Raw genomic sequence first — 23822 nt, 5'->3', positions numbered from 1 at the left:
ACCATTATACATACATGATAAATAATACACTATCGTGCATTTATGCATGAATGGGAATGGAGTTAATAAACATGAAAATTGCAGTTATTGGGGCTACAGGAGGAACTGGAAGGAAAGTAATGGATCGTGCGCTTGCTTTAGGGCACGAGATTATCGGCGTTGCTCGTCGGCCGGAATCCCTATCGCCAGAAGAGGGATTCACCGTTAGAAAAGGAGATGTATTAGACGAACATAGCATGGTCAACGCCATTACGGGGGCAGACGTTGTGATCAGCTGCATAGGTCCTCCCAGTAATTTGTCGTCGGAGTCCGCCGCGAAGAACTTGGGAAATATCAGAGCTGGAATACATACAATCGCGGCTAATTTCTCACCAGGTACGGTCATGTCCGAAGGAATTCCAAATATCGTTTCAGCTTGTCAGCGTACAGGTGTGAAGCGCATAGTTATGCAGAGCGGCATTAATTTGAGCGATGGGAAAGAGCTTTCTCTTTTAAACGGGTTGGCGGTGTGTCTGATGCGTAGCATCTTTCGGAAGGCGATTCAGGATAAAAGTAAGGCAGAGCAAGCACTCATCCAGAGTGAACTGGATTGGGTCATTGTACGTGCATCCGTGCTTCAATATGCGGAGGGTACGTTGCACTATACGGCAGAACCACTGGCTCGCATCAACCCACTCGGGGCACTTCCCTTTGAAGACTGTGCCGACTGTCTGGTGCGTGCGGCGACCAGTGAGCCCGAGTGGACAAGAAAAATTGTTAATGTAGGACGGTAAAATTGATAGCGATGGTATATTAATTTCATTTTCTTTTTCATTATTACAACACCACAGCACACTGCCTTGAAGAAATTCAAAAATTGCAGTACGACCCAGCGTGTGTTGAGGTGCTCTTCTCCTACTTGGTCCAAGGACGGAAGTCTGATGTGTGAAGTACGAATTTTAAGTATAGAAAGTGCTTCCGAAATAAAGCCCGGAACCTCGTCGAAAACCCCGGGCGGTCCAAGGAACGACAGTACATCGACTTGAATGCATTGTTATCGGATGTTGTCGCCTTTTCCTCAATATGCTTACTCGGTGTTGGCTTGTAAGTAAATCATAATTTCATCAGCTCTTATAATGACTTTATTCCCCACAGTAGCTACTCCTTCTCCAATAATGAAGCCCCTTTTGTTCTTTAAAACCTTATAGTACAAATCTAATCGATCACCTGGGTATGCCTGGCCTAGAACTTCAATACCCTTTAAAGCGGACAAGAAGCCTAGCCCGTTATTGTCTGACATTGTTGCAAATGCCCCCAATTGGGCAAGGCCCTCGATAATCAAAGTGCTTGGAACTGAATTATTATTTTCATAAAAGAACCATTCATTAATTGTTATGTTCTTGTATCCCTTAACCCACTTGTTCTGTTCAATTTCAAGAATTTGATCTACAAATAAAAAAGGATACCTGTGAGGTAAAACGTTTGATATTTTTGTCATGTTTGAAACTCCCTTAAGTCATCTTTCAGCTCATAAATACTTTTCCCGATAACGTCTTTGTATTCACGACGCGAGCTGACCTTAGATAGCTCCTATCTTAGGTCGGCTCGTATAAGTCCGATTATCTACCATGATTATACATCGGACGACCAAGGGGTGTAAGCCCCGCAGCGTGGATATAATGTTATCTGAAGGATCGGCCTTCATCGAATCATCTAGTACCAGGTGATTGCTATTAATTGTTGAATAATTCCCACTGTATTATCGGGGTCATTAATGATAAATATATAATTTGCTTCCTCTTTTAGCTTCTGCTTCTTTGGGAGACGTATAACACGTTCTTTCAGTAAATCATTGGGTAGATCAAAATAAACAATTATACTTTTAAATCCTACATAGTGTTATCTGATGGAACCCTCATCTGTGAAAAGCATTCATAACATTATTTATTAACTCGAATTTGTTTCTTTAACATAATGATTTGCCCGATATGATATGCATTATGAATACTCATATTAGAAACCACTCCCCACCATGGAGCATTAAAATATTCTGGAAGTTGTTTGGTAAGTTTTGATTCATCAGATTCTTCTAATGCTATTTTCCAATTCTTAAATACATTCTCAAGTCTAATTAATGATTCTTTCCAGCCAAATTCATTCAACTGATCTTGATTCAATGCAAATGTTTCTTCATTGTTAATCGCACTGTTCAATTCAAATTCTTCAGCATTAAATCGCTCAAGCCATTTTTCATTCCAATAAATAAGATGATTCACTATTGACCATATAGATTGTTTGTATTGATTCTCAGAAACTGCTTCTTTCACTGTTAGATCTGTGAGTATATCCACAAGAGGAACAAACCAGCTCTTATCGTTATAACATGCAGTTAATTGATCTATTAAAATTGATTTATAAGACAACTTAAATCCTCATCTCTAAAATAAATTGTTTTACGGTTCTTTCGGATAACATTCTTGTGTTCACGAACCCGAGAGGCTTAAGGAGACCAACGGGAGCCGGGTCGAAGACTTAGCCTCGTAGGGTTGTCTGGTTGCATCCACTTCCCCGATAACTCCTCTGCCAGACCGAGGGGCGTAAGCCCGATGCGTGAAAATAGTGTTAGATGAGGTTACCTTGAGCTACTCACAAAATCCCTCATGCCCTCTCTTAGCATGCTAACCCCTTCTTCTACACTCTTCATATTCTCATCGTCATTCATGTTATTCCTTGCATGTAATAAAGCCGGTCTTAATGATTCTACTGAATTTCCAAATTGGTACATCCATTCATATCTGGGAACCATCCATAAATGAAAGTGATGCGTTGTATCTTCATTATAAAAGTAATAGACCTTATCAATTCCCAATCGTTTTCTTTGTTCACTTCTGAGCTTATGGATTAACGAAACGAATTCTAATTGTTCTTCATCTGTTAATTCATCCATGCAGTAAAAATGCCTCTTTGAAGCTAGTATAACTAACCCTTTAATTGGGTAAGCAATATCTTGATGGACATGAAAGTGACTTGATTCAAAAATAACTCCACCTGTTGAAGAAATTAAACCACTTGTCAATGCGCAACTTACACATTCAACTTCTACTGATCTTCCATCAGCTAATGTAATTAGTCTTGGCATTATGCACCTCATAGTTTTTGATTTTGATAAGAGCTTGCATCGTAATTTCATCTAACGTTCCTGTATTCACGACCCGACGTATGTCGGGTGTCTGGCGAATGCCGGACCCAGGACGAATGTCCGCAGCTTGAATATTATGTTATCTGTTGTGACCTTCTTCTTCCGAGTTACCCTCATCACTTTCATTCTTTCTTCGAAAAAGTTCTCTATACATGACGTTTAAACTGTTTTTCATATTATCTATAGTCCATTGATATTCAAAAAACATATTGTAATATTCCGCTTGAGACTTCCACCAACTTAGATCTGATTCCCATTGAGTATTATTTATTATTTTTTGTAGTTGATCTGTCGATTCCTTGAAAAATCTAATTGCAATATAATAATCAGTCTTATGGAAAAAAGAACCCCAATCGTGTAATAAAGGATTTTGAGGCGTTCCATCGTCTTTCGTAAGCACATAATGCTCCGGTGAATACTCTTTAGTCGTAAATATTTTGAGCAATGTTGGAATCAAGTAGTGAGCAGACTTGTTTCTTAATTTGCTTGCTACGCTTTCCCACCATTCAATATCAATTTGCTCTGGAATAATATTAGAAATATTCGGAGCATTTAATAAAGCTTTGATAGACTGATATTTATCCAGTTGTGTATTTGAAATTTGTCTTTTAAGTCCATTAGTATCAGGGTTGAGAATTGCCATTCTCAAAGTATGTTCTAATAGAGTGCTAGAACATATTATTGAAGCATAGAAATTGCCTGTGACCAACGACGATGCTGCATTTAAATACAACATATTAATTGAGGGTTCAATCCAAGGCAAAGGTACAGGCAACTCTTTAAATAGTCGAACGGCTTCACCAGCCATAATGTTAAAGTAATCAGGATTACTTCTGACTTTCACTACCATATTAACATCCTCCTCTAAGTTCTTAAGGTCATTGCAGATAACGTCTTTGTATTCACGAACCCTCACTGGCTTAAGCGCGCAAGCGCGGGTCCGACGGACTTAGCCAGTGCAGGGTTGTCCAGCTGCCGCCACTTCCCCGAAATTCCTCGGCCGGACCGAGGGCCGAATGGCCCGAAGCGTGAATACATTGTTATGCGCCGTTACTGTCTTCGAAGCATCACCTAAAAATCTTTGATCAAGATTCCAACTCTATTTTTTACTTTGGTATAAAAACTCAACTTCACCATCTTGCAAATATCGATATTCAAATAATTGCATTGTTCTTTCCCTAATTCTCTCCCGTATAACCGTTCCTAGGCTTACCGATCCTTGTGATCCAAGGTAACCATTATTAATAAATGTCTTCTCTACAAATTTTGTTTCCCTTAAGTGATACTGTAACCATTCTTTTTGCGATTCAATTAGTGCTTCTCTTGGTTCTCTATCCAACTTAGAAAGAAGCTTTTTATATATTTGATTCAACTCTTTATCCCAAATCTCTGTATATTTGCTTTCCAACGCCTCCCATCCCAATGTTGTAATAATCTCTTTGGAATTTTGAAATTCATTAAATTCCACTTCATAATCATGATCTATAGGATTTCGAAGCATTTCATCATAAAATTCTCCTTTCAAATCATAGTTCCCAATGCTCATGGATAACACTTCATTGTTAGAAGGATCTGATCGACCTTCAGTTATTTCTTTCGATTCTGTTCCATTACCTGTACTCACTGCATCAGGAGGCAGTTCAGAATTCATTATTGATTTAGTTTCGCTGTTCAAGGTAGTCGATTGACTAATATTTTGACAAGCTGAAAACACTATCGTTATAAAAAATAATAAGAGTATCTTACCTTTCATAAATTATCTCCTTAAATATTATCTTTAATATTTACCGGTAATGGCGTATAACATCTAATTTATGTACTTCGTAAATACCGAACATTCGGCCACTTATCTGAACTACGTATATGATAACCCATGTTGTGGAATTTGCGTAGAAAAAATTAGCGAAAAAGGAATATTTACCGAAGCACTCAATCCCCATGTCCATCCGATCCAACGGGCTTTGAATACGCTAAATACTTTTCTTACTAACCGCTGAGTTGTTCACGCTCTCGTATGACCGAGTAGCTCCTGAATGTACCGTAGTTCTGTCCCATTTTCCAGCAAATGAGTGGCGAGGGAGTGCCTCAGTGCATGAATACTTACCTTCGCCAGAGCTTTGGTCGGAGAACCTGAATTAATTCTGGCCGATGAGCCGACTGGAAATCTGAATCGAAAAACCGGAGAAGAGATTATGAATCTCTTACAGCAGCTCCATCAAGAAGGGAAAACCGTCATTATCGGAACGCATGATCTGGAAGTCCCAAAAAGATGCAACCGGATCATCGAAATTGTTGATAGAAAAATAAATAAAGATCAGCTTCAATGATAAAAAATAGCACTGTAAGGAAAAAAAAGAAGGCCCCCTCTTCCCTATTAGGGAATCAGACGACCTAACACACATCTTATATCATTGTCCAATCACTCTCTTTGTGTCCAACATATCTTGAAGATATCAAACAAGAGGAGTTGATATTTTGGTACGTATTCTTGATAAAGCTGCCGTACAGCCGCGCCGTAGGTTCAACTTAGCAAACTCATTTATTATCCGGCGTTCACCAGCAAGATCTCGCCTTGCAACAATCACTTTACGGATTCCAGTCAATGCTCAACCTAATCGGGTAGATTTAGTAGCAACCGTTGGTGTTCGAGGTGTCACTGGCATTGCGCAAATACTCTTTAGAGTCTTCCGCGATGGAAGAGAGATTTTCAACACCCAACAAGGTATCGAATCTAGTGGTTCTGAACAAAATTATGCAGTTACGTTCCAGGCAGAAGATAGAAATGTAAAAGCCGGTTCCCATGTTTACACAGTCACAGCAGAAAACCTTACTGCAAATACAAGAGCCGATGTTGTTGGGCCCATATCGTTTAGTGGGTTAGCCGTTAAAACGAGAACATGATACCATTTTTCCCAATTCTCAGCACTTGAATGATAGCCCTATAGAAACCTCAATTTTTGAGGGAATAGGTACTCTAAGATGGAAAAAGAGATAGAAAAGTAATAAGCAGCTCGTTCTCGTCAGAGGATGGGCTGCTTTTGCTCATGCCTCATCGAAACCCATCTCGCAGGCCAAGGCTCCACCTACACTGAGGTTCCGAATCGCTAACTTCATTCACACAAATGATGTTTAACCTTTTATACCGCTAAATGTAATGCCGCTAATAAACGTTTTTTGAAGAAAAAAGAACAAAACAATAATAGGTAATGTCATCAAGGTGGATACGGCCATTAATAGACCCCATTCGGATCCCTTTTGACTCTGAAATTGCTGCAATCCGAGCGAAACAGTGTAAGATGGTTCATTGGTTAAATAAAGCAAGGGGCCCATGAAATCAGTCCAGCTCCCCATAAATTGAAACAATGCCACGGCTAAAACGGCGGATTTGGCGAGTGGAAACATGATCTGTAAATATATGCGGAACTCACTAGCGCCGTCTAAGCGGGCCGCTTCGCGCAGGGCATCAGGCAGTCCCATGAAAAACTGCCGCAATAGAAAAATGTAAATGGGCACTCCAAAAAATTGGGGTACAATCAGTGGAAGAGGTGTTCCTACCCAACCTAATTTAGTAAACAACAGGAATAGAGGAATCATCGTCACCTGTCCGGGAATCATCATAACAGCGAGGGTTACAAAGAAAAGTATACCTCTCCCACGGTACTCTAACTTGGCGAAACTATATGCAACCAAGGGACAGGATATGATCACACCAAGCGTACTAGCGATTGTTATAATTGCCGTGTTTTTCAGATATGTCCAGAAAGGGATATACTCAACGGCACGGGAATAATTACTCCACAGAATGGGATGCGGAATCCACTCTGGTGGGAATGTAAAGATTTGTGTGAGTGGTTTAAGAGAAGTCGAAAGCAGCCAAATGAACGGAATCATGAAAAATGCAGAAGCAACAATTAGACATAAATAGGCTAACGCACGATTGATTCTTTTGATAGCGATAGGATTCATCCCTTACTTCCTCCTCCTTATTTCCCTTGATAATGAACCCAGCGTTTAGACGTAATAAAAATAATTCCGGTTAATGCCATAACGATAATAAATAAGATCCAGGCCATTGCGGAGGCATAACCCATTTTGAAATACCTGAATCCGTTCTCATATAAATACATGACGTAAAAAGTCATGGAATTTGCAGGAGTTCCTTGCCCTTTGGTCAACGTATAGGGAAGAGTAAACTGTTGGAATGCACCGATCATTCCCATGACAAGGTTGTAGAAAATAACGGGAGTGAGCAAGGGCAGGGTTACCTTTCTCGTTTTCTGAAACCAGTTAGCTCCATCGATTTGTGCTGCTTCATAGTACTCATCAGGGATGTCTCCTAGTCCAGCAAGGTAGATAACGACAGCTTGCCCAATACCCCAAAGCGACATCAAGATGAGCGAAGGCTTGGACCACGACTCACCACCAAGCCAAGAAGGCCCATCGATGCCGATATTCGCTAACAGCCCATTCACCAATCCGAAGTTTGGATGTAACAACCACATCCACAGAACAGCCAGAGCCACTTGTGGCACGAGAGTAGGTAAGAAAAAAATCGTTCTGAATATAGCCATACCCTTGACCTTCATATTCAACATCATAGCGAGTGCCACACCGAAAAATATACTTAAGGGAACAAAAAATATGGTGAAATAGATCGTGTTGTATATGGATTTCCAAAACAGAGGATCATGGAAAAGATCTCGATAATTATTCATTCCGACAAATTCACCAGGCTGCAGAATGCTGTAAGTAGTGAAGCTGAAGTAGATGGACATTAGCATCGGAATTGCATAAAAGCATAGCAGCCCTATAGCCCAAGGTGAAGCAAACAGCCACCCAGTCACGTTAGTTCTGTGGAGTGCTCGTTTCCTTGCCGAAGGAATTGCGTTTACTTGAACTGATTCGGCTAGTTTTGCCATGTGCATTCTCCTTCCAATTGTCATTCATGAATAGGCAAGGAGAAAGTTCGCTCCCTGCCTACCGAGCACCCTATTTGTCGTATTTTTCTAAAGCCTTATTAACCGTCTCAGTTACTCTATCCAGGTTCTCTTTCGGAGTACCGTTACCGCGGGTTGCCTTTTCTGTAGCGGAAGCTAACTCATTCCACAGCAGCTGTCCTTCAGGAATAACCGGGCGGTTGTGTGAATTGGGCAAAATATTAATAAATTCCTTCATGATCGGATCGTCCTTGTAACCGTACTTGTCGTTAACCGAATCGATAACGGAAATTTGAGAGTCAGCGTTTAATAACGTTTGCCCCTCTTCTTTCCCTAAGAATTCGAGGAATTTCCAAGCAGCAGCGACGTTCTTGGCACCTTTAGGAATAATAGCGGAGCCGCCTCCTGACCATGTCGTAAAATCCGTTCCCGTTGGAGTCGGTATCGGTGCAACGCCGTAATTTAGATCCGGCTTAAATTTTTCGATACCCTTAACCGTGAAGTTTCCACTTATCTTCATGCTGACTTGACCGGAAATGAAGGGATCCATTTCCTCCGTGCCAGCTGCGCTTGTGAATCCGGCAATATCCTCGACATTGTATTTTTTGCCGAAGTCGGTCATCCATTGCAGCGCTTCAACGACTTTAGGATCATTTGCAGTAATTTTGCCGGTGGCAGTGTCCTGGAATTCTCCTCCAAATGCCCATCCCCAAGTATAAAGCCAACCTTGCGAATACCATGGGATGAACCCAATCCGTTTGAAACGTTTACCTTCCTTGATGGTTAACTTTTCGGCGGCCGCTTCAAGCTCGGCGATCGTTTGTGGTGGTTTGTTGGGATCCAGCCCTACTTCTTTGAAATGATCCTTATTGTAAAATAGCAGGCGAGAGTCCGTATCCATCGGCATGGCATAAAGCTTTCCTTGATAACTGGACTCCTCCCAAGCAAATGGATAATACATTTCCTTACGAATTCCGGATTCTGCTGCCATCGAGGATAAGTCAGTCAGAGAACCTTGCGCAGCCCAAGTACCGACCTTAAAGCGGTCGAAAAGTGCAACGTCAGGAGGATTGCCGCCTGCGACTGCAGTCAGCAGCTTCTGATCGGATCCCTCGCTGGATTCGGTATAAACCAAATTCATTTTGATGGTAGGATTTTTCTCTTCAAATGCCTTCACGACTTTATTCAAATTATCTAAATCAATGGAGGTAAGACCATGCCACATCGTAACTGTTGTATTCCCCTCTCCGGCCGGATCGCTTGAGTCCCCCTTCGTTGAGCAAGCGGTTACAAGCAGTGACATAGCCAGAAAGCAAACAAGAATTGGAAATGCGATTTTTTTGGATCTCCTCATTCAAAGTCCCCCTTAAGTTAAATGAATTCGTTTAACTTGAATTCCTATAGAATCCACTCCATTTTTCTGATCAATCCACAATTTATGTAAGCGTTAACAAGACTGGCGATATGAACTATTAAAATCAGAAAATGATGAACGAAGTGAATTTGGTATAAGAATCCTACAAGTTATACTGGTTATGCCGGTTATACTAAGTATATTAATATGACATTACGAGGCGTGTCAATTGCAATATTACGACATAATATTGAAGACGTATGGCTATAATTAGATATGTAAATCGACGTTTCGAGGTTCGTTAATCAGACAGACGGCATCTAGAAGTTGTTTATCTTATGCGATATCAGGTCTGGAAGGCCATGCTTCGAAGTTTATATTTCTGATATCAAAAAAAGTGCCGATAAGCCCCTGGGGACTTCTCGACACAATGAAAAATATCCTTGATTTTGTTGAGCTGCGCTGAACTTGTATTAACCCTACCTGTTATTTTTCACGACCATACGATGTTCTATAATGTTCAGCTCGGGAACTGCTGTTCCATGCAGCTGAGAGATTAGCATATCCACTGCCAATTCACCCATCTGCTTCTCATCCTGCTTAATATGAGTGAAGATGGGTTGACCCAGGTGATCGTTCAGGGAGTCGAAACAAACAATCTCGAATTCCTCCAGAGATTTCCCCATCGAGTGGATAACTTGAGCCAGCATGGTAGCTATTAGAAATTCCGACGCGACAAACGCCTTTACATCAGGGTGTTGTTTCAAAAAATGCTTTACTGTTTCTTTATCACTTTCAATCGCTGTTCCGTTTATGTTCTTGGGAAGGGTTCCCTTCAAGTTCGTCAATACATAATCTTTGTTCAAGTTCATTCCTTCTTGGGTGAAGGCAAGCGTATATCCGAGCAGCCTTTCCTCCAATGTTGAAGTGTTCTCTTCCGGCGGAGATAAAAAGGCAATTTTTTTATGGCCTTTGCTAATCAGATGACGCGTAAGATCCATGGCTGCTTTCTTATTGTCTGTGTATACCGAACAAACCGGAATTCCTTTTAGATATCTATCGGCCAAAACAATTGGAAACCGATCTAATACAAGTCGAAGCAGTTCCGAATTATAGTGTTGACCATGAATGGGGGTCACGATTAATCCTTTGATGCCTAAACCAATAAATAAGTCGATCGCACGTTTTTCCTCATCCCGATCCCCGCAAGTTCGCTTGATAATGAGTTGATAATTATGCTCTGCACTCCGCTTTTCCATCGATCTAAGAAGTTGTAGGCCAAACTCGTCAGAAAAATTCGGTATAATAAAACCGATCAACCGCTTATCATCCTCAGGAACCAAGGTCGTTTTTACCTCTGAATAGTGCTTCGGTTCTTGTCCTCCAATTATGCCATCGGCCACAAATGAACCCTTCCCTTGTATTCGTTTAATAACCCCAGAATCTGCCAATTTCTCCAGAGCCTTTTTAGATGTAATACGACTGACGCCAAATTGTTCAGCTAACTCTTTTTCAGAAGAGACCCGGTCTCCTTCTTTTAATCGACCGTCTTTGATCTCTTGTACAATATAGACATATATCTGCTCGTATAAATGCAATTCCACAAGACCACCCTGACATCATAATATTAATATACTAAGTATATTACACAAGAAGTAATTCGCAAAGTTAATCAGATTACCGACGAACTTCTGTGGCATGGAGTTTTCCAAGTCTACTCTGTCAGAGCTTTGCTTACAGTTAGACCCCATCGTAGGGCCATGGATTAACAGGACTTCGAAAAGTACACTGTATCTCGCAGCAATAATGAATGAGTGAAATTAGTTTGAATAGATTCTCCCAATTATCCATCGAAATACTCCAATCATCAGGAATCCATTGAAATAGATAACATTCATCCCGTGATGCATTTATGACCCGATATGGCCTTCTTTATCCATAACCATTCGCAATACGCTTTGCTTTCCTCGAGACACAAAAAAAGACAAGGCTATCTAAATGGTATCGATCATAAAAAAGTACTGGATAAGGAGAGAACCATATTAGGAATAAGTAAATGGCATAAAGGAAAACATAAATCCGGGAACTTCATTAACTAATGGATCTGGGAGGTTGGCAAATGGCAAAGTTTTTCGTTTTAACAATATTATTATTGGTGGCAGGCTGTTCGTCCCATAACAATATGATGCAAAAACAAGTGACTCCTGAGCAAAAACAAATTTCAATTCATGATCATGCTGCTGCACCAAACTCAGTCCTCACACAGGCATCATCAACAGCTACATCTTGGCAAGAGAGATCTATTACAACAAAAGAAGCCCAAAATGGAATTCCATTGGATTTGTTGGATCTGATTCGAACACCGGATGGAAATCCAGTAAACCAGGCACCTGCAGGAAATCCTGAAAATAAGGAGCCAACGGGACAAGTACAGGAAGGTAAAAAAAATACTACGGATAAAACCGATTTTGAGCAGCAGGTTCTGGATCTAGTCAATCAAGAAAGGGCCAAAACAGGATTAAGTTCCTTGAGTAGGAATGAAGAATTGTCAAATGTGGCTATGGTCAAGGCACAGGACATGTACAACAACAGTTACTTTGATCATAATTCGCCAACACATGGATCCCCCTTCGATATGATGAAGGAATTCGGGATCACATATAATACCGCTGGAGAAAACATCGCAAAAGGGCAAACCACCCCTACCCAGGTTATGAAGGAGTGGATGAATAGCCCGGGCCACAAAGCAAATATACTGAATAATAGTTATACTCATATCGGTATTGCTTATTATAACAACACATGGGTCCAGGAATTTACTGGGTAGCGCCTTTCATCTCCCAACAATAAAGTATCAAAAACCCGCAATTTATGTCGGGTTTTTGATGCTTTTGTTTCCTCGAACCGGATTAAATTGTAAATATTATCCATGTCTTCGCCTCCTTTCGAAGGGAAACCATGCCCACCCAAGATTCAATTGTAGATATATTTTACCTTTATTTGTACAAGCCTTCTTTATCTTGCTTCCCTTTCATATAACATCTAATCTATGTACTTCGTAGATACAACACGTTACGTCCATATTCGAACTACGTATATGATAACCCATATTGTGGCATTTACGAAGAAATGTTTGGCGAAAAAGGGAGATTTAGCAGAGCGCTCAATCTCCCATATCCATCCTATCCAATGGGCTTTAAATACGCTGAATATAAATTGTTATAGGAAATCCGGGGACGCGGAGAAATATAATATCGTGTATTTCCTTATGGATTATCAATTTAATGTAAACTAGTTGTTAAATTTTAGTAAATATATTGATATGCGTTTTCCATATGGTAGTATTTGTATGTGGCCACAAATTAATCTAAAAGGAGCGAAGTTTTTACATGAAAAGTTTGTTGAAAAAATCGTTAGCGTCACTAGGGATCACAGCAATCTTATTAGGTACTGTTTCTTCTGTTTCCTTTGCCTCAATTGATTGGAACTCCACTGCTACTTGGTTTGGTTCAGGAGCGAGAGCCAATATTAATGCAGTCACTAAACAGACAAATGAACCGTACTATTACAAAATGACTGTTTCGGCCAGAACTAACGATGGTTCATCCGGATATAACGAAAAGGATCCAGCCAAATCGACTGACAGCGTATCCGTGAATTTTCTAACAGGTGGAGCCATAAGCAGTGGTACTTCGACTCATGAGTGGGTCATGGTGGGCGATAGTGCATATGTATCAAAAAATCTCGATTTTAAATAATTTTTAGCATTACATAGCGTGAATAAGGCCTACTCCGCCTTATTCACGTTTTAGTTATTGGAGGCGACTATGCGACAAATTCTAAAAGATATACTAGCAAGCAAAAAAATATTTATCATTCTTTTTATAGGCTTCGTCTTAACGACATTGCCCTTCCTTATCGCTCTATCCACTCAAAGCTATTACGATGAGCACTTTTACCATTCGAAAAATGGATATTTCAAAAATTATTATTCTGTCACGTTAACCAACTTTAAACAACTAGATCTGCTTGAGGTTCAAAAAATAGCAGATGCTAATTTTGATCATGCAAGCGTAATTACCGGTGATATTACGACTACGGTACCAGAAATAGGACAAGTTCAGATCGTTGGGCTGTTAAATTATAAACATTGGTCCCCTCCTCTGATTGAAGGAACAAATATAGACTCAAATGAATCAAACGAAATTATTGTAGGCAGACTCATATCCAATCATGTTGGAGCCCTGACTCTGATGAATAAACAATACACAATCAAAGGAATAGCAGGCAAAGATTTAGGGGACGAGTTAATTAATGTCTACAATTATAAGATGTATGTTTATTTGAATGAACTGCCTGATTCCATTAAACAGGACATCATGAAGCAAAAAGTACTCCAACTTATCGTCAGGTCGAATCAAAATCCGGAGACCGAAATCAATCATTTTATTAATGAGATCACACAAAATAATGGTGAAGTACAAGCGGAGATTGTGAATGAAAACGAAAATTACAAAAATGAAAAAAATGCAAGACAAGGCGTAAAAGAAGTACTCAGTTATCCTTATAAACTATTTTTGATTGCCCTGATCAATTGTATTAACGTAAGCTATCTTTGGATTTATTTGAAAAGGAAAGAAATTTCGCTGAGAAAAGCTCTAGGAGCAAGTCATTTCGATTTGTTCTTTTATATCCTCAGTCAGCTTTTTATATGTGCGGTTCTGGCAGGAACCTTTTCCATCTTAATTCAATGGCTTCTCAGCAAACAAAGTCTAAAGATTCTTGATGTGACCAGCTATTATATCAGCGTAAACCTTAATCATTTTATGCTCGGAATACTAATCACACTTGCCATTTCAGTGATTACAGCAATCATCCCATTTTTTCATATGTTGAAAATCGAACCTGCCAAGGCATTAAAGGAGTAACGCCATGTTTAGAATACAAAGTGCTATCACTGCATTGAAGAATAGATGGGTCATTTCAATCCTGCTGCTTATTCAGTTCACCTACGGTTTATCCACCATAACAGGCTCAGTCAACATCTTCTATAACCTGTCTTATCTAAATAACCAATCCATTCTGGACTTAAAAAGCACCTATTTAGTTGTCCCTGGTAAGATTACGAATGGATTCCAGAAAGAAAAGTTTAACCAAAAACAAGTAGAAGACATATACACCCAACTTGGTCATAATCCAGATGTTATCTCTTATGGTACGTACTATGAGGATAATATTATGCTTGACCCAAGCATGGGTCCACTTAACAATACAATGGTGGCTGATTTAACCAAAACCAACTTGGGATATAATGAACCTTCGATTAGTGCAATCGTAATGGATCAAAACTATTATCAGCTTTTAGACTTGAAATTGGAGCCAGGACAAGGCTTTTCTGCACAGGATTTTATTAAAAATCGCAATGAGAACGTCAATGTACTGGTTGGTTCCTACTTCAAAAAACATTACAAGATCGGCGATGTCATTAATGGACAATACAAAATTAACGGTTTCTTGCCTGATAAATACATTGTGAACAACAACACTTCAAACATTTATCAGAAATTGGATAAAGCGATGTTCATCCCCATGTCTAAGGATATCTATAACGATTATAACTCCATGTTTACAAGATTACATTTAGGTACGGTTTTGAGTTTGCGTGAAGGGGCGCATCTGGAAAAATTGACACAAATCCTTCGACTACCGGGAAATGATGTTTTGTTAAGTTTGAAAAATTTTGGGGATGAAGTACGACAGAACGTGCGGGACAATGCCTTTATCGAAATTCCTCAACTCATATTAGGAGCATCTTTTATTATCTTTTCCGTCATTGGCATTGTAGTTACAACCATCGTATCTATTATGATCCGAAAAAGGGAGTTTGGGATAAAGTTGGCTTTAGGAGAAAGTAGGCTTGGAATTTTAGGCCAAATCAGTATCGAAAATTCATTCATCGGCCTCACGGGGGCGGTATTATCCCTGACACATTTTCTATGGAAATATAACGGGCTGTTACGGTTCTCAAGTGAATTCAACTATGCCAGTCCACTCGACTATAAACTGAATGGTACAATCCTTTTCTTTGTTTTTTTGGTGTTGTTCATGATCATTATGATCTCAAGCTGTATTGTATATCTATTCATTCGGAGACTGGAGCCTAAATCATTGATTGGAGGAATGGAGTGATGGAAGAGCTAATTCAATTACAAGAAATTAAAAAAATATATCGTCGTAAACATCATGAGACCTTTGCTCTGGACGGTATTAACCTGAATATTCACCGGGGTGAACTGATTGCCATCATGGGGCCTTCTGGTTCTGGTAAAAGTACACTGTTAAATATACTGGGGTTGATTGACTCCCCTACGGAAGGTGATTTTTTTCTAAAAGGCAACTCGCTTCAAGAAATTAAGAATCATAAAATGCACAAAACCAGAAATCAAACGATTGGATTTGTTTTTCAATTCTTTGCGTTATTAAAAGACTATTCTGTTCTTGATAATGTGGCACTGCCCCTCACCTACCGAAAATCAAAACATAAAGACCGAGTCGCCAAAGCCCAGCTGTATATTGAAAAAGTCGGTTTGAAGGAGCACATGCACAAAAAACCGGATGAACTATCGGGTGGACAACAGCAGCGGACTGCCATCGCGAGAGCTTTGGTCGGAGAACCTGAATTAATTCTGGCCGATGAGCCGACTGGAAATCTGGATCGAAAAACCGGAGCGGAGATCATGGATCTCTTGCAGCAGCTCCATCAGGAAGGAAAAACCGTCATTATCGTAACGCATGATCTGGAAGTCGCCAAAAGATGCAATCGTATCATCGAAATTGTTGATGGAAAAATAAATAAGGATCAGCTTCAATGATAAAAACCAAGGAACGGTTTCTTTTGGTTTTATCATTTTAATCATGGGGATATGCCTAATTATTTACGACTTATGGGACGGCTGCACGAGCTATATATTTCTTGCCATCAAAAAGTTCCCTCAAGCCAACAAAGCCTGAGCGATCTGATCCACAATACCATTAATGCCTGTTGGCCCATAACACCCAATCCAGGTCGCGGCATCGACGGAGTGGATATGCTGTTGCTCACTGGTATCAAGCATTGTCCACACACGCTTCTCTGTAGCAGATATGCCATTTTGCATCAGTTCATTACTGAGCAAAAAATAGTGGCTGGCTTGTACAGCCGGTAGTCTCTCAACCGAGATGTGATAGGCCGTGTCGGAGGTGTCTGCTACAAATAATGGAACGGGCAGACCCAGATCACGGTACAGCACAGCACCTGTACGATGAGCAGCTGAGTGCACGCGCACGAGAGATTCCAATGGACGGATCAGAGCAACGCCTTTGCCTGCCAATACCGCAGCCAGTTCCTCAGACAGCAAAGCCGTTCGTCGGTGATAATTCGCAATAATTTGCTTGGCTTCTGCCCGCTTTCCTGTTAGTTCACCAAACAGGCTCAGGATCGTCTGCCAACTTTCATTGCGCTTGAACATGAGCACTGGAGCGATCCGGCTTAACCATTCATGATGCTGATTATGCACCTCGGTGCAAATAATCAGATCGGGTGACAGTCGCTCTACCGCAGGCAGATCGGGGTATTCATATGTACCGAGCAATTCGGTATGCTGAAGCCCTGCTCGAAGTGATGGAGGGAACGTTAACACGGTACTTCCCACTCCGACACTTCCTGCTGGAGACAACCCGAGCGCAAGCAGATGATCGGCATATTGCACATCGAGGACAGCAATACGTTGTGGTGATTCGGTGACGGTATACTCCCCTCGCATATGGCAGATGACTGAGCCTTGGGCAGATTCATATGATGAAGCTGTGCGGTTTTGCAGCAAAGCATTGGCATAGTCTGCATCCTTTCTCGAAGCGGAGGCAAGTCGGTAATGCAGCGGTGGGACGCCATAATATTTCTTAAACGCTCTGCTGAAATAATACATATCCTGATAGCCCATTTTGTCCGCAATTTCACCGATGGAAGCATCCGTATGACGCAGCATCCGTGAGGCACTTTCCATGCGCAGTTGAATGACGTACTCCATCGGGCCGAGCTGCTTCTCTTGTTTGAAACGGCGCTGTAACTGCCTTACGCTGCATCCCGCAAGGGCTGCCAGCTCTTTCAGCTCCAGATTCTGGCGATAATGCGAGGTTATATAGGAAGCGACCACATCCACCATATCGGACTCCGGTCCCCCTTGACCATGTTCGTACTCCATGATTAGCTCGTAGATCATCCCCTGGAGCAGCGCATTGGCATAGAAACGTTCCAGCCCTTCGCCGCGGCGCCATTTGGCAACGATTTTTTCGGCGTTTTCGATCCATTCGGCGTGGGTTACCGAATGTTGCACAAATGACCTGCGCAGCGGATGTTTGCGATATGAAGGCACAACAAGAGAGGCTCCTTCCATCGAAGAAGCCTTGTACATGATCATAATATAATGAATGTCTTCTGATCTGGCCGTCATCGAAAAGGATGACCCCTCCACCACATGACAGGCAAAAGAAGCCCCAATGTGGCAGCCCTCGCCATCCATTGCAAGCTCCCCTTCCCCTCCGCATGCCAGCAGCAACACATTTGAAGTTAAATCCGTTTCGCGTAGAACGCTGCCTGTCTGTAAAGTACCGCTATACCCGCCAAGCATCTTGATCGCCGTATCACTCCAACCACTTGTCTGTTCTTGCAGCGGCATTTCTCTCATCTCCTGACAATCGCATAGGTAAAATTGTTGCTGTTGTCATTTTAATTGAGATTCTTTCTCATTGTCAATTTTCGGACATTTGAGGCAATATTCCCCTGACATCTGGTAGTAGAAACAGCAGGTGATCCGCTCGCTTTTGGCAACATGCACATTGTCCTTACAATCGGTGAAACGAGTTAGCGGATTCTTTCTCACACCAAACACTTGCCCGGACGCCACCTGCGTCAGATATGAAAAGTCCTCTCGAATGATCTTACTTTCCTGCTCAGTTTGATCTTCATCAGGGGTGAATAGTCGGCCGATACGTACCATGATATTCTCCCAGAGAATGCTCATCGAAAGAGGCGCAATCGCAGCAAGAGCCTTTAACAGAGGTGTCAGCTGTACCGCAAACATCTCCTGGATCGCCTTTTCCCTCCATACGTCCCTGTCTCCAGTCAGTGCTTCAGCCCGAAGTCCGTTCACTGCTAGAAAAGGAAATCGTGTACCCTCCTCATGTTCTTCGAGCCTCGGATGATAGAGAAAGCTGTTCTCCAGCTGAAAGGTTACATGCTGATGATGAAACGTCATTGCGGTCACCAGCGGAGCCGTCCATAGATAGCCAAGCCGCTTGGCTAACATGGAAGCAGCAACCTTCATATCAGGCGCATCGATATAGTCCTGAAACCAGCGGATATACTCTCGGCACGCCTCTTCGTCATGCAGCTCACTCAGAGCAATGGTACGGACACAATGTTCAGGCGGCTCACCAAGCAAAATCGAATGATCCTCTACGGTCTCTTTCCATAAGTCAGTCGTGAGATACAGATTCATATTAATTCGATCCGAGCAGGGCTTCCGATGCCTGATCTACAATCAGATTAATCGCAAGAGGTCCGTAGTATGCAATCCAAAGTGTTGAATTCACGTCATAAGCACGGTTATTTTTCACGGCATCAAGGGACGTCCATACAGGATTGCTCGCCATAGCTTCTGCCTCTGCGGCAAACAGCTCATCCGACAGTACAAAATAACGATCTGCTCCAATCTCAGGCACTTTCTCCATTGAGATTTCTACGGAAGTATCATCCTTGATTCCTTCAACGAGTGCTGGCATTTTCAAGCCCAAATCATTATACAAAATGCCGCCTGTACGGTGCTCGATGCCATGGACACGAATGCCTTCTTTTCTCGGACGAATCAGCGCTACCGTTTCATCACCCAGCTTCTCCGCCAGTTTCGTTTTCATTCCTGCCACTTTTTCTTCATACGCCGTGCGTACTTTCTCTGCCTCGTCCTGCTTGTCGGTAATCTTAGCCACTGTAGCTAACGTATCACGCCAGTCTTCGTAGAAATCGAGCACCAGGGTAGGTGCAATTTTGCTTACACTCTCATACTGCTTCTCTTGAAAGTCGGTCATGATAATCAGATCCGGGTCGAGCGCAACAATGGCTTCAAGGTTAGGCTCGTCCCGTGTACCCAGAACTTCAACGCCACTCGCCTGATCACTTAAGTATTCTGGAAAATCGGTGTTACCTCCAGCGATAACACTACCTGCTGGTTTTTCACCGACCGCTAACATTTGATCCAAAAACTTAACATCCAGCACCGCAATTTTCTTCGGTTTTTCGTTTAGAGTCAGGTCACCCTTCATGCCCTTGATCGTTACAGGGAAAGCGTCATCCGTCTTCGTCTCCGTACTCGCAGGTGTATCCGAAGGCGTTGCTGCGGATGGTTTGCCGCTATCTGTACCTGTTCCGGCACCGCAAGCCGTCAGGATAAGAATAAGGGCCAGCATTAAGCCCATGAGTAATCGTGATTTGTGAGCAGCATAGCCTTTGCTTCCGGCCGCTTGCCCGTTTGTTCCTTGATTCATGATGAATCCCCCTTATGTATATTACTGATAATGATTTTCATTATCGAAACATAAAGAGAGTATATACGATCTTCGCATCGTGTTACCATGTACTTTTGCGACATTTCAGCCGGACTAATGCGACATCACACTCCTCTTATCCACCTTTTAATTTCTCAGCAATATACGTTTGCAAGCGGTAGATATCCGAAAGAAGCGCTTCTTCCTCTGGCGTATTGCCATACTCCCCCAGCCAGCGCGGTGTGCGGATATGCCACTCGTCTGTCAGGTATTGCTTCTCATCCCGATACTCTAATATATGTCCCAGGAAATATTCCAAAGAGCCGAAGGATTGCTTATGACTATCGTTGATGATGGATTGTGTGTTTTCAATGATCGCCTGTAACATGTGTTGGATATGATCTTCTGGATTCATGATGTTGCCCCTCCTTTTTGCATCATTTGAACTTGTACAAAAAAAGAAGGCCTTCTTCCTCCCAAAGGGAATTTGAAACCTTTCTATGCATTAGAGTATTATTTATTCTCTTCTACTTAACTTCTTAAATGCAGAGTATTCCTGCTCAGACTCCATATAGCTTAATATCTTTTCTGCACATGCAGCCGAACTAAGCTCTTCCGTGTTCACTTCCAGATCATATTCATCATAGGAATATATGTAGTCGAACTGGGAATGGGCAAGTCCAATCTCGCGATCTCCCCTGCTCTGCTCTCTTCTGGTGAGTTCTTCTTTCGAGCAGTGTACGCCTACAAACAATATCGGATAATCTGAGAGCAAATCATAAAAATCATTAAACCACTTGTCATTGCTGATGACCGTATCCACAATCACATTCAGACCCAGCTCCGAAAACAGTTTAATGGTTGCATAGTACAATGAGCCAATCGGGCCGAAAAGGATATCTGACATCACATTGGCTTCCAATTCTCTTGTTGGTTTCATATCTGGATATGTAGTATCGATGAACTGATCATAATTTTGGAAAAATTGATCTACAGATAGATGATGGAATGGAATTTCTCCCTGCTTTTTCATTTCCATCGCGATGCTCGTCTTACCTGAACTTGACGTTCCGTTCAAAAATATAATGAGTCCTCGTTCCACATTAATCACCGTTATCTTTTAAATTGGCTTATCTTTTAGAGCACGTTCTTGCATCACTTGTTTAAAATACTCCCTAAACACATCATAAAGCTCCTGGATTTCAATAATCTCGTTTCGAAACTTACCCTGGATCTCTTCTCTTTGTTTATACTCAAGCTCAATATTGAATTCTTCGGCTTCGTATTCATTGGATAATTCAAAAAAAGTATTCACAAGGCTCTTTCACAGCCTCACAACTGTCAGCATACTGACCCGATTCCAGCAAAAAGCTGGCCTAGGATATTTCTCTTCTTTCGTACCTTATGTACAAACAAGTCAGCCAAATCTCCCAGGTAACTACGCCAGTAAAATTGGACGAATAGGAGAGCCTGATCCATTTTTAATTTTTAAAGGAAGTGCCATAAATATGCCAGCTGCTGGAGCCTGATTCATTCTGCTGAACCCCTCCATGATCAAGATCTGATTAGGCAAAAAATATTCTACATGACCTGGAGCGCTCAGTATTTCCCCGTTCACCATACAAATATCTACCCCTGGTGTATCTGCTCCAATGGCTTTGATTCCCGATTCGTAAAAGTACTGGCACACCTCACGGGTGAGACCCGGTTCATTTTTCCCCCACCAGTCTCTCTCCTTGCCGCTCGCATCCGGTTTATAGTATTGGTCCCAGCCAAAGTCAATCAGCACAATATCACCTGCCTGAAGAGTGAAGTTATCCCGCTTCTCTACCTCTCGGATCATGTCCAATCCAACAGGTTTGCCTGCTTCAAGAGCATAGTTTGCCAGGTCGTATTTCTTGTAGGGACCAATCAGACAATCCACCGGAAGTTGATCAATTGCTGCCTGTTCTCCGTGACAATGCACTGGGGCATCCACATGTGAGCCCGTATGCTCTGATATGATCAACGTCTGTGCATAGTATCCATGATGGCAGAAGTTGCGATGATTCTCCACAATCCCGAGAGACGGATGATGATGAAATCCCGGCATATTCGTTTCAAATACGGGGGAAATATCGTATACGTTCAGTTGATTAAAACAATTCATAAATTGATGAACAAGCTCAGAAGATTGCAAAAGAAACGCCTCCCTACTTGAGTAAACGTGATATTTTACTCTGCTCTCATTCTATTTTTCATGATTCTCTGAATTCGACTGATGCTCGTTTGAGTCCAATGCAGATTATAACCGTAGCGGTATAGCACAAAATTACCTGGCACATATTCGCCAGCAAAGTTTTCGGGATTCAACATCTCATAGATCAGACGTATTCTATCCAAGAAACGTTGGCCGTCTGACTTCACTTCTTTGAAAAGCCTCGGTCGAATCAAGGGGCACGATAGCGACCCGCATGTGAATACGATGTTATATAATGCTGACTCTTTCTTGAGATACTTACAAATTCTCTTTATATTGTGTCATTCTTTTGGCTGAAATGCTCCTAACTCATTCCCAAATGGGTCTGTAAACTTAATCACCCATCCAAACCCATGATCTTCATATAGTCTTATCTTTACATCATGTGATTGTAATGTTGTGTGTAATAATTCAATGTCCTTTGTTAGAAACATAAATGATGGCATAGGAAAACCATCATTGGACAACCATAAAGTCTTATCATTTTTCGAACTGAGATGAAGCATCAGTAAGGGGCCTGAATTGAATTTCAGCCATGCTGCGTGAGGATAAACTATCAGTGGTTCTAATCCTAACACTTCACTGTACCATCCCACTGCCTGATCAACGTCTTTAACAGGTATTTGAACATGATCAACATTCTCAATCAAGTTATTCAATGAATTTCCCTCCTTGATTTTGTGTTCTGATCACTCGCTTCTCAGAGCGAACCAGAGCGTCAATATGGTGTTAGCCAAAGGAAGTTCTGGAAGCAGCCATTATTTTTAAGGCATTCTCAAAATAGTCATATACTTCATCTGCAATTCTCAGAAACTCTTCAACAAGTACATTGCTATCCAAATAACAAGCATACAGATATTCAACTAAAGCGGGGTCAATCTCGCAATAGTTTAATATAGCATTTTTCATCTTAGTCATGTCGTCTTCCCATACCCCTGTATCTTCTAAAACCAAGGAGTATAATGCGCGAAGTAATCTCTTAGAGTAACCTTTAATATACCTAGTTTTCATTGTGTGATCACTAGCATTAGAAAGTGAACGATGTACACGATCTACTTCCTCCTTCGTTTCTGTATTCAAGTCTAAAATGAACTCTGGAGAAATCATGATCGGTGCTACTTTTTCACCAATGTCATCACCATATATGCAAACACAAATGATCTTAACCCAAAAACCCCACTCATTCGGTTTACTTAATACATCATCAATCGAGCAAATGGTCGTATCAATCTTAGTTACGATTGGATATTCTTCCAAAAGCCTGTCTTTCATAATGGACAATCTTTCGTAATCAATATCTTCGGGATTTGCACATACAATGGTAAAGTCTGCATCTGACTTAAAAGGTTTAGCCGTTCCTTTTGGAATCGAGCCACACATATAAATGCTATGAATCTTATCTTTAAATTCGTTAAGGATATGATCCACATACTTATCAACCAAATCCTTATATTCACTTTGTATTACAATTCCATTTATAACTTTTTCTAATATCATATAAACTCCTCCTAAACTAAGAACTTCTTTCGGCTAACG

At 41.4% G+C, this 23822-nt stretch carries 25 protein-coding genes and 2 pseudogenes; 8 read left to right on the top strand and 19 right to left on the bottom strand.

Annotated elements, in window-relative coordinates; all coding sequences use genetic code 11:
• The first annotated feature begins 71 nt into the window (after positions 1-71).
• Positions 72-773: an NAD(P)-dependent oxidoreductase gene (locus tag MHB49_RS08765; RefSeq protein WP_405155828.1), complete on the top strand. Its 702-nt coding sequence runs from the start codon at positions 72-74 to the stop codon at positions 771-773.
• Between the two features lie 293 nt (positions 774-1066).
• Here MHB49_RS08765 and MHB49_RS08760 read toward each other — a convergent pair whose 3' ends face one another.
• The 6 genes and pseudogenes from MHB49_RS08760 to MHB49_RS08735 all read right to left on the bottom strand — a co-directional run.
• On the bottom strand, positions 1067-1477 hold the full coding sequence (locus MHB49_RS08760) for a 3-hydroxyacyl-ACP dehydratase FabZ family protein (RefSeq protein ID WP_405155827.1): 411 nt from the start codon (positions 1475-1477) through the stop codon (positions 1067-1069).
• Positions 1478-1919: 442 nt separating this feature from the next.
• The gene (locus MHB49_RS08755; protein ID WP_405155826.1) at positions 1920-2402 is read right to left on the bottom strand and encodes a DinB family protein; all 483 of its coding nucleotides are present in this window, start codon (positions 2400-2402) and stop codon (positions 1920-1922) included.
• Positions 2403-2611: 209 nt separating this feature from the next.
• Positions 2612-3118: an HIT family protein gene (locus MHB49_RS08750; protein WP_405155825.1), complete on the bottom strand. Its 507-nt coding sequence runs from the start codon at positions 3116-3118 to the stop codon at positions 2612-2614.
• A gap of 139 nt (positions 3119-3257) precedes the next feature.
• Entirely contained in the window at positions 3258-4028 is a 771-nt protein-coding gene (locus MHB49_RS08745; protein ID WP_405155824.1) for a hypothetical protein, read from the bottom strand.
• 249 nt (positions 4029-4277) lie between these two features.
• Positions 4278-4931, bottom strand: a complete 654-nt coding sequence (locus tag MHB49_RS08740) for a lysozyme inhibitor LprI family protein (protein ID WP_044877425.1) — start codon at positions 4929-4931, stop codon at positions 4278-4280.
• A 261-nt stretch (positions 4932-5192) separates the two neighbouring features.
• A pseudogene (locus tag MHB49_RS08735) lies at positions 5193-5285 on the bottom strand (tyrosine-type recombinase/integrase); the annotation flags it as partial.
• Between MHB49_RS08735 and MHB49_RS08730 the strand changes: the two are divergent.
• A pseudogene (locus MHB49_RS08730) lies at positions 5278-5505 on the top strand (ABC transporter ATP-binding protein); the annotation flags it as partial. The pseudogenes MHB49_RS08735 and MHB49_RS08730 sit on opposite strands and share 8 nt — an antisense overlap.
• A 148-nt stretch (positions 5506-5653) precedes the next feature.
• The gene (locus tag MHB49_RS08725; protein ID WP_090894686.1) at positions 5654-6079 is read left to right on the top strand and encodes an exosporium protein C; all 426 of its coding nucleotides are present in this window, start codon (positions 5654-5656) and stop codon (positions 6077-6079) included.
• 228 nt (positions 6080-6307) lie between these two features.
• Here the strand turns inward: MHB49_RS08725 and MHB49_RS08720 are convergent, their stop codons facing one another.
• The 4 genes from MHB49_RS08720 to MHB49_RS08705 form a co-directional block, all read right to left on the bottom strand.
• The gene (locus MHB49_RS08720) at positions 6308-7144 is read right to left on the bottom strand and encodes a carbohydrate ABC transporter permease (RefSeq protein WP_405155823.1); all 837 of its coding nucleotides are present in this window, start codon (positions 7142-7144) and stop codon (positions 6308-6310) included.
• Positions 7145-7161: 17 nt separating this feature from the next.
• Complete coding sequence (locus MHB49_RS08715; RefSeq protein ID WP_405155822.1) at positions 7162-8097, bottom strand: carbohydrate ABC transporter permease; 936 nt, start codon at positions 8095-8097, stop codon at positions 7162-7164.
• 70 nt (positions 8098-8167) lie between these two features.
• Positions 8168-9469 carry an ABC transporter substrate-binding protein gene (locus MHB49_RS08710; protein ID WP_405155821.1) on the bottom strand — a complete coding sequence of 434 codons (1302 nt, stop codon included), beginning with the start codon at positions 9467-9469 and terminating at the stop codon, positions 8168-8170.
• A gap of 479 nt (positions 9470-9948) precedes the next feature.
• The gene (locus tag MHB49_RS08705; RefSeq protein WP_405155820.1) at positions 9949-11073 is read right to left on the bottom strand and encodes a GntR family transcriptional regulator; all 1125 of its coding nucleotides are present in this window, start codon (positions 11071-11073) and stop codon (positions 9949-9951) included.
• A 515-nt stretch (positions 11074-11588) separates the two neighbouring features.
• Between MHB49_RS08705 and MHB49_RS08700 the strand changes: the two genes are divergently transcribed.
• The 5 genes from MHB49_RS08700 (at position 11589) to MHB49_RS08680 (ending at position 16341) form a co-directional block, all read left to right on the top strand.
• Positions 11589-12296, top strand: coding sequence for a CAP domain-containing protein (locus tag MHB49_RS08700; protein ID WP_405155819.1), 708 nt, complete (start codon positions 11589-11591; stop codon positions 12294-12296).
• A gap of 562 nt (positions 12297-12858) precedes the next feature.
• Complete coding sequence (locus MHB49_RS08695; RefSeq protein WP_405155818.1) at positions 12859-13227, top strand: hypothetical protein; 369 nt, start codon at positions 12859-12861, stop codon at positions 13225-13227.
• A gap of 69 nt (positions 13228-13296) precedes the next feature.
• Positions 13297-14397, top strand: coding sequence for an ABC transporter permease (locus tag MHB49_RS08690; protein WP_405155817.1), 1101 nt, complete (start codon positions 13297-13299; stop codon positions 14395-14397).
• Positions 14398-14401: 4 nt separating this feature from the next.
• Positions 14402-15658, top strand: coding sequence for an ABC transporter permease (locus MHB49_RS08685; protein ID WP_405155816.1), 1257 nt, complete (start codon positions 14402-14404; stop codon positions 15656-15658).
• Complete coding sequence (locus MHB49_RS08680) at positions 15658-16341, top strand: ABC transporter ATP-binding protein (RefSeq protein WP_405155815.1); 684 nt, start codon at positions 15658-15660, stop codon at positions 16339-16341. Before MHB49_RS08685 ends, MHB49_RS08680 begins: the two co-directional genes overlap by 1 nt.
• A gap of 120 nt (positions 16342-16461) precedes the next feature.
• Here MHB49_RS08680 and MHB49_RS08675 read toward each other — a convergent pair whose 3' ends face one another.
• The 9 genes from MHB49_RS08675 to MHB49_RS08635 form a co-directional block, all read right to left on the bottom strand.
• Positions 16462-18183, bottom strand: coding sequence for a helix-turn-helix domain-containing protein (locus tag MHB49_RS08675; RefSeq protein WP_405155814.1), 1722 nt, complete (start codon positions 18181-18183; stop codon positions 16462-16464).
• Positions 18184-18228: 45 nt separating this feature from the next.
• A complete protein-coding gene (locus MHB49_RS08670) occupies positions 18229-19005 on the bottom strand; it encodes a (2Fe-2S)-binding protein (RefSeq protein WP_405155813.1) in 777 nt (258 codons plus the stop codon).
• 1 nt (position 19006) lies between these two features.
• Positions 19007-20047 (bottom strand): ABC transporter substrate-binding protein, encoded by a 1041-nt coding sequence (locus MHB49_RS08665; RefSeq protein ID WP_405155812.1) that lies wholly within the window; start codon positions 20045-20047, stop codon positions 19007-19009.
• Positions 20048-20183: 136 nt separating this feature from the next.
• Positions 20184-20462: a hypothetical protein gene (locus tag MHB49_RS08660; protein ID WP_405155811.1), complete on the bottom strand. Its 279-nt coding sequence runs from the start codon at positions 20460-20462 to the stop codon at positions 20184-20186.
• Between the two features lie 102 nt (positions 20463-20564).
• Complete coding sequence (locus MHB49_RS08655; RefSeq protein ID WP_405155810.1) at positions 20565-21149, bottom strand: chloramphenicol phosphotransferase CPT family protein; 585 nt, start codon at positions 21147-21149, stop codon at positions 20565-20567.
• Between the two features lie 18 nt (positions 21150-21167).
• A complete protein-coding gene (locus MHB49_RS08650) occupies positions 21168-21362 on the bottom strand; it encodes a hypothetical protein (protein WP_405155809.1) in 195 nt (64 codons plus the stop codon).
• 123 nt (positions 21363-21485) lie between these two features.
• A complete protein-coding gene (locus MHB49_RS08645) occupies positions 21486-22226 on the bottom strand; it encodes a cyclase family protein (protein WP_405155808.1) in 741 nt (246 codons plus the stop codon).
• A gap of 341 nt (positions 22227-22567) precedes the next feature.
• Positions 22568-22945, bottom strand: a complete 378-nt coding sequence (locus MHB49_RS08640; RefSeq protein ID WP_405155807.1) for a VOC family protein — start codon at positions 22943-22945, stop codon at positions 22568-22570.
• A gap of 70 nt (positions 22946-23015) precedes the next feature.
• Positions 23016-23783, bottom strand: a complete 768-nt coding sequence (locus MHB49_RS08635) for a nucleotidyltransferase domain-containing protein (RefSeq protein WP_405155806.1) — start codon at positions 23781-23783, stop codon at positions 23016-23018.
• Positions 23784-23822: the final 39 nt, after the last annotated feature.

This window comes from Paenibacillus sp. FSL K6-0108 (assembly GCF_045040695.1).
Taxonomy (GTDB): Bacteria; Bacillota; Bacilli; order Paenibacillales; family Paenibacillaceae; genus Paenibacillus; species Paenibacillus pabuli_B.
This window is presented reverse-complemented; position numbering and strand designations above follow the sequence as displayed.